The following is a 13,045-nucleotide window of genomic DNA, read 5'->3' as shown; positions in this document are numbered from 1 at the left end:
TTAATGCCCAGTAATACCGTAAACCAGTTTGCCGTCGAACTCAAAATGCCAGCGAATGTGTTGCTTGAACAGCTTCGCTCGGCTGGCGTGAATCTGAAATCGGTGGATGATGTCGTGACAGAAAGCGACAAAGCGAAACTTCTGGATTCACTGCGTCGTGCGCATGGTGCAAAAGATGGAAAAAAAATCACCGTCACTCGTCGCGAAACATCAGAAATCCGCCAGGCGGATGGCTCCGGCCGTTCACGGACAATTCAGGTCGAAGTACGCAAGAAACGCGTCTTCGTCAAACGGGATGTGACTGAAGGCAAGCCCGAAGCAGCGACAGCGCCCGAAGCGAACGAGGCCGCAGCGCCCGCGCCGGCTGCTGCCGAGCAGAATTTCCCGGCAACCGCAAGCACTGCGGGAACCGACACCAACGAAACTGGCCAGCAGGCTGCAGCCGACACCGTGACGGCCACTGAGTCTGCGACTCAACAGGCCCCTGCGCAATCTGACGCAGTCAAGGCCGGGAGCGATAAGGCGGCCAATGCCGAGCCAGCAAATGCGGAACCGGAACAAACGGCAACGCCCGCTGCGACGCAATCGCCTGCAGCCGCCGATTCTGACGACAAACCACCTGTATCTGATGCCCCGTCGGACGCCAATGCAACGGCAGCCGCGCCGGCACCAGAGGCGGATGTCACAACTACCGATACAACAGCGACTCAATTGCCCGAAACGAAAGAAGCTGTCGCACCAGCGACACCCAAACCAGCCAGCCAACCTAACACCAGCACTGCGCGCGCAGACGATACCCGCGTTGCCTCCGGCCGTGATCAGGGTAAGTCCGATGCGCCGCGGGGCACGCCAGCCCGACCCCGCACGGCCGACGCGTCGCGTCCTGCGCCTGCCGTTCGCCGGGCCGCCGAATCACGCAACGAAGCAGCCGATGCCCGTCGCGATGAAGCGCGCCGTCAGGCCGAAGCCGAAGCCGCTGCGTTGCGCGACATGCTGAACAAGCCGCGCAAGGTGCTGCGTGCCACGCCGACCACAGAAGGCGCGGATGCGACTAAAAAGGCAGGCAAAAAAGACGTCAAGACAGTGGCTGCGAGCGGCGCCCGCAAGCCCGGCGAAACGGAAGGTAAATGGTCTGACGACCAGTCCCGTGGCAAAAAGCCTGCCGCCGATAAACGCGCCGGTCCTGCCAAGCAGGAAGATGGCTGGCGCTCCAGTGGTGGTCGTGGTTCACGTGGTCGCAACAGGAACCAGAATACGCAGGTTCATCAGCCGGCGACCCCCGAATTTATTGCCCGTGAGGTGCATGTTCCCGAAACGATCACCGTGGCCGATCTGGCGCACAAAATGTCGGTCAAGGCAGCCGAGGTCATCAAGGAACTCATGAAGCTGGGTCAGATGGTCACCATCAACCAGGTGCTGGATCAGGAAACCGCGATGATTGTCGTCGAGGAACTGGGACACCACGCGATCGCGGCCAAGCTGGACGATCCCGAAGCCTTCCTGGATATTGGCGATACGGGTACGGACGCTGAATTGCTGCCGCGTGCACCGGTTGTGACCGTCATGGGCCACGTTGACCACGGTAAAACGTCGCTGCTGGACTATATACGCCGTGCCAAGGTAGCGTCTGGCGAAGCGGGCGGCATTACGCAGCATATCGGCGCCTACCATGTTCAGACCGAAGGTGGCATGGTTACCTTCCTGGACACTCCGGGGCACGAAGCGTTTACCGCCATGCGTGCCCGTGGTGCCAAGGCGACCGACATTGTTATTCTGGTGGTAGCGGCCGACGACGGCGTGATGCCACAGACCAAAGAGGCCATTCACCACGCGAAAGCGGCCGGTGTGCCCATGGTCGTGGCCGTCAACAAGATCGACAAACCCGAAGCCAATCCGGAGCGCGTTAAGCAGGAACTGGTTTCAGAAGAAGTCGTACCTGAAGAGTACGGCGGCGATGTTCCGTTTGTCCCCGTGTCTGCCAAAACCGGTGCCGGCATTGACGAACTGCTGGAAAACGTCTTGCTGCAGGCCGAGATTCTCGAACTGAAAGCACCAGTTGACGCGCCAGCCAAAGGTATTGTGATCGAAGCGCGTCTTGACAAGGGACGCGGACCGGTTGCAACGATTCTGGTTCAAAGCGGCACGTTGCATCGTGGAGACGCATTGCTGGCCGGCGCAAGCTTTGGCCGTGTACGCGCCATGCTCGATGAAAACGGCAAGCCGATCAACAAGGCAGGTCCGGCCATCCCTGTTGAAATTCAGGGTCTGACCGAGGTGCCACGCGCGGGTGATGAGGTTCTGGTGCTGGGCGATGAGCGCAAGGCGCGCGAAATCGCGCTGTTCCGCCAGGGTAAATTCCGTGATGTAAAACTGGCCAAACAGCAGGCAGCAAAACTGGAGTCCATGTTCGACAATATCGGCGAAGGCCTGCAAACCCTGTCGCTGATCGTCAAGACCGACGTTCAGGGCTCACAGGAAGCGCTTGTGCAGTCATTGACCAAGCTGTCCACGGACGAAGTCCGGGTACAGGTCGTTCACGCTGCCGTTGGTGGTATTTCCGAAAGCGATATCAATCTGGCCATCGCCTCCAATGCGGTTGTGATCGGATTCAATGTCCGCGCTGACCAGACCACGAGAAAACTGGCCGAAGCCAATGATATTGACGTACGCTACTACAACATCATCTACGATGCGGTTGATGACGTTCGCAATGCCATGTCCGGCATGCTGGCGCCGGAAGAGCGTGAAGAAGTCATCGGTATGGTTGAAATCCGTGAGGTTTACAGCATTTCCCGTATCGGCAAGGTTGCCGGTTGTATGGTCACCGAAGGCGTGGTCCGGCGCGATTCCCAGGTTCGCCTGTTGCGCAACAACGTTGTCCACTGGTCTGGCCATCTTGAATCGCTCAAGCGCTTCAAGGATGACGTCAAGGAAGTCAAATCCGGGTTCGATTGCGGTATCACCTTACGCGGCAATTCCGATATCGAAGTTGGCGACCAGCTTGAAATTTTTGAAATCAAAGAAATTGCCCGTACACTGTAAATTATTATGAACCGTCACAAATCCTCCGGTGCCAACCGGAACGTCCGTCTGGCAGAGCAGATCCAGAAAGATCTGGCAGTCCTGATCCAGCGCGAATTTGATGTTTCGCGCTCAGGACTGATTACGCTGACTGGCGTGGATTTGTCGGCCGATTATGCTCACGCCAAAGTGTGGTTTACCGTTCTGGGTGCCGAGCCGGAAACGGCTGCCGCCACGCTCAACGAAAAAGCCGGCTGGCTGCATTCTCTGCTGTTCAAGATGCTGCATATCCACACAGTACCGACGCTGCGCTTTTTCCATGATGACCAGTTGGCGCGTGGCATTGAAATGACACAACTGATTGATCGCGCCAATCGTCCTGAAGATTATCCGGATAGCGTGGATCCTTTGCCGGACACCAAAGACGATCGCAAATAAGATCAGGGTAAGCGATGGGAAGAAAACGCGGGCAGGAAATCGATGGCGTCCTTTTGCTGGACAAGCAGTTCGGCTTTTCCAGTAACCAGTCTTTGCAGCGCGTTCGCCGCATGCTGGATGCAAAAAAAGGCGGACACACCGGCACGCTTGATCCTTTCGCTACGGGGCTGCTTGTGTGCTGTTTCGGCAAGGCAACAAAAATATGCGGTGCCATGCTGGATGCCGACAAATCCTACACGGCCACCTTGCAGTTTGGTACTGAAACCGATTCCGGTGATTTGACCGGAACTGTTGTTCAGCAGGCACAGTTGACGCCGCAAGACGTCAGCCGCGAGCGGATCGACATGGTATTGCCACAGTTTCGCGGTCCAATATCACAGATTCCACCCATGCATTCGGCGCTCAAGCGTGACGGGCGCCCGCTTTATGAATACGCCCGACAGGGCATCGTTCTCGAAAGAGAATCGCGCAACGTGATCATCCATGATTTGCAGGTTCGGTCGCTGGACGACACCTCAATGGTACTGGATGTTCACTGCAGCAAGGGGACCTATATCCGTACGCTGGCGCAGGACATCGGCAGGGCGCTGGGTTGTTTTGCCCATTTGACTGCGCTGCGCCGAACCCAGGTGGGGCCTTTCAGTCTGGATGATGCCACCACGATAGACCAGCTCGAACAGATGGAAAACAGGCAGACATGCCTGATACCGCTCAATGAAATACCGGACGGCCTGCTGCCGTCCAATATACGACAAAAGGAAGATACATTATGAGCCGAGCGCTCCGTAACGTCGCCATTATTGCGCACGTTGACCATGGAAAAACAACGCTGGTCGATCAGCTGTTACGCCAGTCCGGTACGTTCCGCGACAACCAGCAGGTTGCCGAGCGCGTCATGGACTCGAACGATATCGAAAAAGAACGTGGCATCACGATTCTGTCCAAGAACTGTGCGGTCGAATACGAAGGCACGCACATCAATATTATCGATACGCCCGGACACGCCGACTTCGGTGGTGAAGTCGAGCGCGTTCTGTCCATGGTAGACGGCGTATTATTGCTGGTCGATGCCGTCGAAGGTCCGATGCCGCAAACGCGCTTTGTGACCAAGAAGGCCCTGGCGCTGGGCTTGAAACCGATCGTGGTCGTCAACAAGATCGACCGACCCGGCGCCCGTCCGGACTTCGCCATCGATACCACATTCGATCTGTTCGACAAACTCGGCGCGACCGAAGAGCAGCTGGATTTTCCGATTGTGTACGCATCCGGCCTGAGTGGTTATGCCGGTCTGACCGATGACGTTCGCGAAGGTGATATGCGTCCGTTGTTTGACGCTATTTTGAAGTATGTTCCACAGCGTGACGATGATAAAGAGGCGCCACTGCAGTTGCAGATTATTTCGCTGGACTATAACAGCTACGTCGGCAAAATCGGCGTAGGCCGTATCAACCGTGGCCGTATTCGCCCGGGACAGGAAGTCGTGGTCCGGTTTGGCGAAGAGGGCGAGCAAAGCAAGGGACGCGTCAATCAGGTTCTGAAGTTCAAGGGCCTTGAGCGCGAACAGGTTGAAAGTGCGGAAGCAGGCGATATCGTTTTGATCAACGGCATCGAAGAGATCGGTATCGGCTGCACGCTGTGCGATCCCAATCAGCCTGAGCCACTGCCTATGCTCAGAATTGACGAACCGACCCTGAACATGAATTTCATGGTCAACACATCGCCACTGGCCGGCCGCGAAGGCAAATTCGTGACCAGCCGCCAGATTCGTGATCGCCTGAACCTGGAGCTCAAATCCAACGTGGCGCTGCGTGTACGCGATACCGGTGACGATACGGTTTTTGAAGTATCGGGTCGTGGTGAGCTGCATCTGACGATTCTGATTGAAAACATGCGCCGGGAAGGTTTTGAACTGGCAGTGTCGCGTCCCCGCGTAGTCTACAAGGAAATTGACGGCGTTCGTCACGAACCAATGGAGCTGCTGACGGTTGACCTGGAAGATGATCATCAGGGTGGCGTCATGGAAGAGCTGGGTCGTCGCAAGGGTGAGCTGCTGGACATGCAATCGGATGGTCGTGGCCGCACTCGTATGGAATATCGCATTCCTGCCCGTGGCCTGATTGGTTTTCAGAGTGAATTCCTGTCCATGACCCGCGGCACCGGCTTGATGAGTCATATTTTTGATGACTACGCACCTGTGCGCGAAGGCAGTATCGGTGAACGCCGTAACGGTGTGCTGATCAGCCAGGACAATGGCGATGCCGTGGCCTACGCCTTGTGGAAATTGCAGGATCGGGGTCGTATGTTCGTCTCTCCGGGCGAAGCACTGTATGAAGGCATGATCATCGGTATTCACAGTCGTGATAACGATCTGGTCGTCAATCCGATCAAGGGCAAGCAGCTGACCAACGTGCGGGCATCCGGTACCGATGAAGCCGTACGCCTGGTTCCTCCGATCAAACTCAATCTGGAATATGCGGTCGAGTTCATTGATGAAGACGAACTGGTAGAAGTCACGCCCAAGACCATTCGTCTGCGCAAACGTCATCTGCTGGAACATGAGCGCAAACGCGCTGCACGTGAAAATCCCTGATTGTTGTCAGGGTCAGGCCGGTCTGCTGACGCAGTATCGGCTCTGAAAAAAGAACCGCGCTCCGTTTAACCGGGCGCGGTTCTTTTTTTGGCTTGCGGCTGAATGGGTATGGAAACGTTGGGCACAATGGCGTCCCAACGTTGCCCCTGCCGGTTCACGGCCAGGGCTATGGCCATTGATAGACGACCAGCAGGCCGAGCAGCAGCGCGACGATGAGCACCCAGCGCATCATGATTGACCCGTTGTGCGTAATCCAGTGCAAGCCCGTACCAATGGTCTGAGCCCATAGACGATAAAGCGTTGCGCTGAAAAACCGACCGATCCACCAAACAATGAGAACGATCAAAAACAATTTAATGACTGTGGCCATAGTTATTCATTTGTTAATCACATGTTGAACACATGTTACCCACAACTTTATCCCAATGTGGAAAGAACACCCGCTTATCAACAGAATATGTTGAGAATGATGTGGACAGTATTTTAATAATTCTGTAAAACATTGCCAAGCTGATGATATCAAAAGCGTTTTCGATTTATGATCAAAAAATGACCAATCGGACTTATACACATGGGTCGATTGGACATGCTGCATCCGAAAATTGCTCAAGAGGGGTGCTCAAGCAATGCGGACGCGAGCGATACCGCATGCTAAAGTGGTGTTGATTCGGCTGGAGTTGATTCAGCTGGAGTTGATTCAGCGAGAGCCAGTTCTGACAGCGTGGATACTGACCTCCCGCAAGGGACGGATGATAAACAACACAAGGAGTGTTTGATGGCGGATTTGCCCAAGGCAGGTTTTTCTGAACAGTTTCGCATCAGCGACGGAAAAAAGTTCAGCCTGAAAAAATATGATACCGATCCTGGTAGCAAAGTTGATAAAAAGGACGCGGAGAAGCGCCTGGGTCAATATGTAGAAGACATTTCCGATTTGCAAAACATTCTTTATGCCGATAATCGCTGGTCGCTGCTGCTGATTTTCCAGGCGATGGATGCGGCAGGAAAAGATTCCACCATCAAAAATCTGCTATCGGGTGTCAATCCCCAGGGTTGCGAAGTATATTCGTTCAAGCGCCCATCGGAAGAAGAGCTCGGTCACGATTTCTTGTGGCGTACGAGCGAGTGTCTGCCCCAGCGTGGCAATATCGGCGTGTTTAACCGATCCTATTACGAAGAAACACTGGTGGTGCGCGTTCATCCAACGATACTGGACGGGCAGCATTTGCCCAAGGCTTGTCTGACCGAACATATCTGGGATGAACGCTTCGAAGACATTCGTCATTTCGAAAAGCATATGGACCGCAATGGCACCCGGGTGCTGAAATTCTTTCTGCATATTTCCCGTGATGAACAGAAGAAGCGTTTTATGGAACGGCTGGATAATCCTGAAAAAAACTGGAAATTTGAAAGTGCCGATCTGGAGGAAAGAAAGTTCTGGGACGAGTATATGCACGCTTATGAAGAGACAATAAAAAATACCGCCACCGCAGAGGGGCCCTGGTACGTTATTCCTGGTAACGATAAATCCTATGCCCGTCTTGTCGTCGCCGATGCAGTTCTGCAAACCCTGCAGTCGCTCGACCTGAATTACCCGACGCTGGAAAAAGAAGAGAAGAAGAATCTTGGCGCCTATAAAACCCAGCTGGAACTGGAGTCAAAATAATCCCCGGTTTTGGGGAACGCGCCAGACAAGGTACAAAAGCCTGAATATTATAATTGTAATATGTCCGTTATTTTTCATTCAGGTTTGGGTAAGAAATAAATATTACAACTGTGATATTTATTTCTATCTGCTCTTGATATGTTTTCTACAAGTGAGTCTGAGCAAGGGTCAAAGCCCCCATAGGGTATTCCCGCTTGTTGCGCAACAATGAAAGCCTGAAGATATGGCCCCAGTCGTATTTCAGGAGTTGTGTACCATGTGGTTACAGAATTATACAGCGGTAGGGGGAAGCCTTGCCTATACCGCTTTGCTGGCCGTTATACCTATTGTTTTCTTTTTTCTGGCGCTGACCGTTCTTAAACTCAAGGGCCATGTCGCCGGATTGCTGACCTTGCTGATCGCCATTCTCGTGGCGATTTTTGCGTATCAGATGCCGGCAGGTCTGGCCATTACGTCTGCCATATATGGATTTGCATATGGTATTTGGCCGATATCGTGGATTATTATTACCGCCGTATTTCTTTACAAAATCACGGTCAAGACGGGCCAGTTTGAAATCATTCGAGCCTCGGTCACATCCCTGACTGCCGACCAGCGCTTGCAAATGCTGCTTGTTGGGTTTTGTTTTGGTGCGTTTCTGGAAGGGGCGGCCGGTTTCGGCGCTCCGGTTGCGATTACGGCGGCCCTGCTTGTCGGTCTGGGATTCAACCCGCTTTATGCTGCCGGTTTATGCCTGATTGCCAATACTGCGCCAGTGGCTTTCGGCGCAATGGGTATCCCGGTCATTGTGGCAGGTACCGTGTCCGGGCTTGACCCCTACCACGTGGGCCAGATCGCGGGCCGTCAGTTGCCCATTTTGTCGGTGATCGTGCCGCTCTGGCTTGTCGCCATGATGGATGGCATGCGCGGTGTTCGCCAGACGTTGCCGGCCGTATTGGTCGGTGGCGTGTCATTCGCGATCACGCAGTTTCTGACCTCAAATTTCATCGGACCAGAGTTGCCCGATATTACATCAGCCCTGGTCAGTCTCGTTTGCCTGTCGTTGTTCCTGAAAGTATGGCATCCCAAAGAGGTATTTACGTTTGAGGGCATGCGTCCGTATGCACGGGATGAATCGGCCAAGAAATATTCCGGCTCGCAGGTGATTCGTGCCTGGATGCCATTTGTGTTTCTGACGATTTTCGTCTCGCTCTGGACGGTCAAGGGGATTAAGAGTCTCTTGAGCGTCGGTACCTTTTCTTTCCCTGTCCCGCTTTTGCATAACGCGGTAGGCAAGGTGGCTCCCGTGGTTGCCCAGACCACGCCCTATGAAGCCATTTTCAAACTGGATCTGCTGGGTGCGACGGGTACAGCGATTTTGCTTGCCGCCATTTTGTCGGTTTTTTATTTGAAATTGAAACCTGCAGCGGCGATCCGCCTGTTTGGCGAAACGCTTTATGAATTGCGCTATCCGGTTCTGTCCATTGGTGCAGTGCTCGGTTTTGCCTTCGTGGCCAATTATTCCGGGTTGTCGACCACACTGGCGCTGGTGCTGGCCAGTTCGGGTGCAGCGTTCCCGTTCTTTGCGCCATTCCTGGGGTGGCTCGGTGTCTTCCTGACCGGTTCCGATACGTCATCCAACGCGCTGTTTGCCTCGCTGCAGGCCAATACGGCCCATCAGATTGGCGTCGATCCTCACCTGCTGGTCGCCGTTAATACGACCGGTGGCGTGACCGGGAAAATGATTTCACCGCAATCGATCGCGGTGGCTACCGCGGCGGTAGGCCTGACGGGACGCGAGTCCGAGCTGTTCCGTTTTACCGTGAGACACAGCGTTGTGTTTTGCACGTTCGTCGGAATACTGACGCTGTTGATGGCTTATGTATTTCCGTGGTCACTGCATCTGTTTGAATAGGCGGACGGCCGGGTCCTGAGACCCGGTCCGGTATTTTTGAGAAGGGTCTGCGAGGTTGCTCGCAGCCCTTTTTTTACGCTTGATCGCTCATGTTCTCCAATAGTTTATTCATAATAACGATATGAAAATAATGAATGATTTTTATCACTTTCGTGCTTGATGCGCTTGCATTGACGGTGCTATATTGAGCACATCAAACAGGAATTCGTCAGCTGACCGCGGCATCAGACCGGCGTTGAAAGAAGCAGTCAACTGGCAGCAGGGTTCCTTCATCAACAGGATGACGTCGAACAGGAGAAAAACAGTGGCGGCTTTGAATAAATCTCAACAAATCACCACGCGAATTGTAAATCGCGCCTTTGATTTTGACCGCGCCTCGCTGGCGCTGTTCAAACAGCTCAAATTCTCCTCGAAACCGCCGGTCAGCGTCGCCGCTCTGACCAGTGAATGGAAAGACCCGGCACGCGTACGCTGGTAGTTGCGCGAAAGCCCTCTAAAAAATAAGCGGGTCGCGGTGCAGGGGCTCCGGGTCGGGCCATCAGTTCAATCTATATCCGGTATCTGCATCGAACAAATGTACCTGTTTGACCTCAGGCATGATGAACAGGGGACTATCCGGTGCTTGTGTAAAGCGATTACGAAGCGATATCAGAAGGGCAGTTGTGCCCAGCCGGGCAGCCACATGGGTTTCTGCGCCTGTCGGTTCGACTACCGTGACCCGGGCTTCAATACCGGGTTCGGATACGATGTGCAAATGCTCGGGCCGGATACCATAGATGACAGGTTGTCCCGGTTGAACCGTGGACGGGACAGGGCCAACCGGCAACTGGATTCCATCGTTGCTCAGAACGCAAGGGTGCTCGCCGTTCCGCATGGTCCCCTGAATCAAGTTCATTGCCGGAGAGCCAATGAATCCAGCAACAAAGGTATTGACAGGCCGATCATATAATTGCAGCGGCGTACCTTGTTGCTCTATCCTGCCATTGCGCAGCACCACGATGCGGTCTGCCATGGTCATGGCCTCAACCTGGTCATGCGTAACATAGATTGTGGTTGCACGCAGCTTCTGATGCAGTGCCTTGATCTCGGTGCGCATCTGTATGCGAAGTTTTGCGTCCAGATTGGACAGGGGTTCGTCAAATAGAAATGCGGCGGGTTGGCGGACAATCGCGCGTCCCATGGCAACCCGCTGGCGCTGACCGCCGGAGAGCTGGCGCGGGTAGCGATCCAGTTCCTGAGCCAGCCCGAGCGTGGCGGCGATTTGAGCCACCCGTTCTGCCCGGGCGTGTTTGTCGACGCCTTTTATTTTAAGCGCAAATCCGAGATTGTCCCGGACAGTCATATGCGGGTAGAGCGCGTAATTCTGGAAAACCATGGCCATATCACGATCTTTGGGCGCCACGTCATTCAGCACACGCTGACCGAGGGTGATGGTACCCGACGACATGGGTTCCAGGCCGGCAATGGTGCGCAGCAGCGTCGATTTGCCACAACCGGACGGGCCGACCAGCGCGACAAATTCGCCATCGTTCACATCCAGGTCGATTCCATGCAGGATGGTGCGGTTATCGTAGTGTTTGACAATATGATGTAGTTTGATTGCAGACATAGTAATGAAACGCCGTGTCAGTCCTTGATTGCGCCTGCGGTGAGGCCGTTGACCAGATAACGCCTGATGATGAGCATGAACAGTAGCACCGGCAGCATGACCAGCGTGCCGCCTGCTGCGATTTTTCCCCATTCCCAGCCCTCATACTGCAGAAAGTTGACGATGGCTACGGTGGCCGTGACGGCCTGGGTACGGGTCAGGACCAGCGCGTAAAAGAAATCACTCCAGGCAAAAATGAAACACAAAATAGCCGTGGAGGCCAGGCCGGGCGTGACCAGGGGCAGGGTAATCCGCCAGAACGCCGACCAGATGCTGCAGCCGTCCAGCCATGCGGCCTCTTCGAGGCTGGCAGGAACCGATTCAAAAAAAGATTGCATGAGCCATATCACAATGGCAAGATTGAACGTCATGTAAATCAATGTGAGCCCGATCAGCGTATCCTGCAGGCCGAGCCAGCGGAAAGCGAGGAAAAACGGGATGGTAAACGCAATCGGAGGTGCCATGCGAGTGACGAGGACCCACAATATGACGTGCCTGCGGTTTTTAAAACGCCAGCGGGCAAGCACATACGCAGCCGGCACACCCACCAGCATTGAAAAAAAGGTCGACATAAGGCTGACCGCCAGACTGTTGCCCAGCGCTTTCCAAAAACTGCCATCAGCCAACAGGGCGTAAAAGTTATCCAGTGTCGGAGTGAACAGTAGTGTGGTATCGAATATGTCGAGTGCGGGTTTGAACGCCAGATGCACCAGCCAGATGGCCGGCATCAGCACGATAATCATGATACCAGCCGCCAGAATTGTTCTTGCCTGCAGGCGCACTTGTCTTGCTGCGGAGAAAATTACCTCGCTGGTATTGCGCCGGACAGGGGACCTTTGCCGCATCGCCGGCACCAAATCCCGTTCAAATGTTTTAGTGTTGTTCATGGCGGCTCCGGCCAAATCGGGAGACGATAAGACTCAGCGCAAATACGCCGAGAAGAATAAGAACAGCGATCGCACTGCCGTAACCCCAATAGGAAAAATTGAAGGCTTGAGTGAAGCCGTAATAGTTGCTGACTTCCGTCACATTACCTGGTCCGCCGTCGGTCAGAATATAGATCAGCGGAAAGGCCTTGAAGCTGTCGATCAATCGAAACAGCCCGCACACGAGCAGAACGGGGCGGATGTGCGGAAACACAATGTATCTGAGAATCTGCAAGCGATTGGCGCCGTCTATGCGGGCGGCTTCCAGCGGTTCACTCGGCAGCATTTGCAGTGAGGCCAGGATCATCAGTAGCGTAAACGGGAACCACTGCCAGGTATCGGCAACGGCAATCGCCCACAGGGCAGTGTGAGGATTGGCTGTCAGGGCATCCAGTGAAAAGCCGGCGGACTCGATCAATCGGTGCAAAGGGCTGATATCGGGCGAGTAGATGATTTTCCATATCAGGGCCACGACAACCGGAGGAATCAGCATGGGAATCAGAAACGGACTGCGCAGGTATTGCAACTGTCGTGACGCCCCATTGAGCAGAAGAGCCAGACTCACGCCCGTGCCCAGTTGCATGGCAACAGTCAGGAACGAAAGCTGCAATTGCGTTGTGGCTGAATTCAAAAAACGTTCATCATGCATAAGTTGACGAAAGTTGATGAGCGGGTCTGCAAAATTGAAGGATGCTGCCGGGTCGACCAGACTGAGCGGCGTGAGGCTGCTGATGATCAGCGCCAGCGACGGCACGAGTGTGATCAGCAACAGGACGGCCAGGGCCGGTAACAGACCCCATGCATAGGCCCGGTTGCGGGCGCGCTCCCATGACACGGGTTTGTATAGAGCAGTTGCGGTCATGAT

11 protein-coding genes are annotated in these 13,045 nt (G+C 54.4%); 7 read left to right on the top strand and 4 right to left on the bottom strand.

Annotation, left to right across the window (positions count from 1 at the left end; all coding sequences use genetic code 11):
• Positions 1–3 precede the first annotated feature (3 nt).
• The 4 genes from infB to typA are packed head-to-tail and all read left to right on the top strand — an operon-like array spanning position 4 to position 6,049.
• A complete protein-coding gene (infB, locus tag W822_RS44580) occupies positions 4–3,042 on the top strand; it encodes a translation initiation factor IF-2 (protein ID WP_024007318.1) in 3,039 nt (1,012 codons plus the stop codon).
• A 6-nt stretch (positions 3,043–3,048) separates the two neighbouring features.
• Positions 3,049–3,459: a 30S ribosome-binding factor RbfA gene (rbfA, locus tag W822_RS44575; RefSeq protein WP_024007317.1), complete on the top strand. Its 411-nt coding sequence runs from the start codon at positions 3,049–3,051 to the stop codon at positions 3,457–3,459.
• A 14-nt stretch (positions 3,460–3,473) separates the two neighbouring features.
• Entirely contained in the window at positions 3,474–4,232 is a 759-nt protein-coding gene (truB, locus tag W822_RS44570) for a tRNA pseudouridine(55) synthase TruB (RefSeq protein ID WP_024007316.1), read from the top strand.
• The gene (gene typA, locus W822_RS44565; protein WP_024007315.1) at positions 4,229–6,049 is read left to right on the top strand and encodes a translational GTPase TypA; all 1,821 of its coding nucleotides are present in this window, start codon (positions 4,229–4,231) and stop codon (positions 6,047–6,049) included. Before truB ends, typA begins: the two co-directional genes overlap by 4 nt.
• A 166-nt stretch (positions 6,050–6,215) precedes the next feature.
• Here the strand turns inward: typA and W822_RS44560 are convergent, their stop codons facing one another.
• The gene (locus W822_RS44560) at positions 6,216–6,419 is read right to left on the bottom strand and encodes a hypothetical protein (RefSeq protein ID WP_024007314.1); all 204 of its coding nucleotides are present in this window, start codon (positions 6,417–6,419) and stop codon (positions 6,216–6,218) included.
• 405 nt (positions 6,420–6,824) lie between these two features.
• Between W822_RS44560 and W822_RS44555 the strand changes: the two genes are divergently transcribed.
• The 3 genes from W822_RS44555 (at position 6,825) to W822_RS0124195 (ending at position 10,084) form a co-directional block, all read left to right on the top strand.
• Complete coding sequence (locus W822_RS44555; RefSeq protein ID WP_024007313.1) at positions 6,825–7,712, top strand: polyphosphate kinase 2 family protein; 888 nt, start codon at positions 6,825–6,827, stop codon at positions 7,710–7,712.
• Positions 7,713–7,968: 256 nt separating this feature from the next.
• Positions 7,969–9,606 (top strand): lactate permease LctP family transporter, encoded by a 1,638-nt coding sequence (locus W822_RS44550; protein ID WP_024007312.1) that lies wholly within the window; start codon positions 7,969–7,971, stop codon positions 9,604–9,606.
• A 184-nt stretch (positions 9,607–9,790) separates the two neighbouring features.
• Positions 9,791–10,084 (top strand): hypothetical protein, encoded by a 294-nt coding sequence (locus tag W822_RS0124195; RefSeq protein WP_155848228.1) that lies wholly within the window; start codon positions 9,791–9,793, stop codon positions 10,082–10,084.
• A 60-nt stretch (positions 10,085–10,144) separates the two neighbouring features.
• Here W822_RS0124195 and W822_RS44545 read toward each other — a convergent pair whose 3' ends face one another.
• Genes W822_RS44545 through W822_RS44535 form a run of 3 tightly spaced genes read right to left on the bottom strand, consistent with a single transcriptional unit; the run spans position 10,145 to position 13,042 of the window.
• Entirely contained in the window at positions 10,145–11,215 is a 1,071-nt protein-coding gene (locus tag W822_RS44545; protein ID WP_024007310.1) for an ABC transporter ATP-binding protein, read from the bottom strand.
• A gap of 17 nt (positions 11,216–11,232) precedes the next feature.
• Complete coding sequence (locus W822_RS44540; RefSeq protein ID WP_031243750.1) at positions 11,233–12,141, bottom strand: carbohydrate ABC transporter permease; 909 nt, start codon at positions 12,139–12,141, stop codon at positions 11,233–11,235.
• The gene (locus W822_RS44535; RefSeq protein ID WP_024007308.1) at positions 12,128–13,042 is read right to left on the bottom strand and encodes a carbohydrate ABC transporter permease; all 915 of its coding nucleotides are present in this window, start codon (positions 13,040–13,042) and stop codon (positions 12,128–12,130) included. The genes W822_RS44540 and W822_RS44535 overlap by 14 nt, the downstream gene beginning before the upstream one ends.
• Positions 13,043–13,045 lie beyond the last annotated feature (3 nt).

The sequence above is a fragment of the Advenella kashmirensis W13003 genome, from assembly GCF_000506985.1.
Taxonomy (GTDB): domain Bacteria; phylum Pseudomonadota; class Gammaproteobacteria; order Burkholderiales; family Burkholderiaceae_B; genus Advenella; species Advenella kashmirensis_A.
This window is presented reverse-complemented; position numbering and strand designations above follow the sequence as displayed.

Coding starts and splice junctions, on each gene's coding strand:
- infB (WP_024007318.1), top strand. CDS start 4: ATGCCCAGTAATACCGTAAACCAGTTTGCCGTCGAACTCAAAATGCCA.
- rbfA (WP_024007317.1), top strand. CDS start 3,049: ATGAACCGTCACAAATCCTCCGGTGCCAACCGGAACGTCCGTCTGGCA.
- truB (WP_024007316.1), top strand. CDS start 3,474: ATGGGAAGAAAACGCGGGCAGGAAATCGATGGCGTCCTTTTGCTGGAC.
- typA (WP_024007315.1), top strand. CDS start 4,229: ATGAGCCGAGCGCTCCGTAACGTCGCCATTATTGCGCACGTTGACCAT.
- W822_RS44560 (WP_024007314.1), bottom strand. CDS start 6,419: ATGGCCACAGTCATTAAATTGTTTTTGATCGTTCTCATTGTTTGGTGG.
- W822_RS44555 (WP_024007313.1), top strand. CDS start 6,825: ATGGCGGATTTGCCCAAGGCAGGTTTTTCTGAACAGTTTCGCATCAGC.
- W822_RS44550 (WP_024007312.1), top strand. CDS start 7,969: ATGTGGTTACAGAATTATACAGCGGTAGGGGGAAGCCTTGCCTATACC.
- W822_RS44545 (WP_024007310.1), bottom strand. CDS start 11,215: ATGTCTGCAATCAAACTACATCATATTGTCAAACACTACGATAACCGC.
- W822_RS44540 (WP_031243750.1), bottom strand. CDS start 12,141: ATGAACAACACTAAAACATTTGAACGGGATTTGGTGCCGGCGATGCGG.
- W822_RS44535 (WP_024007308.1), bottom strand. CDS start 13,042: ATGACCGCAACTGCTCTATACAAACCCGTGTCATGGGAGCGCGCCCGC.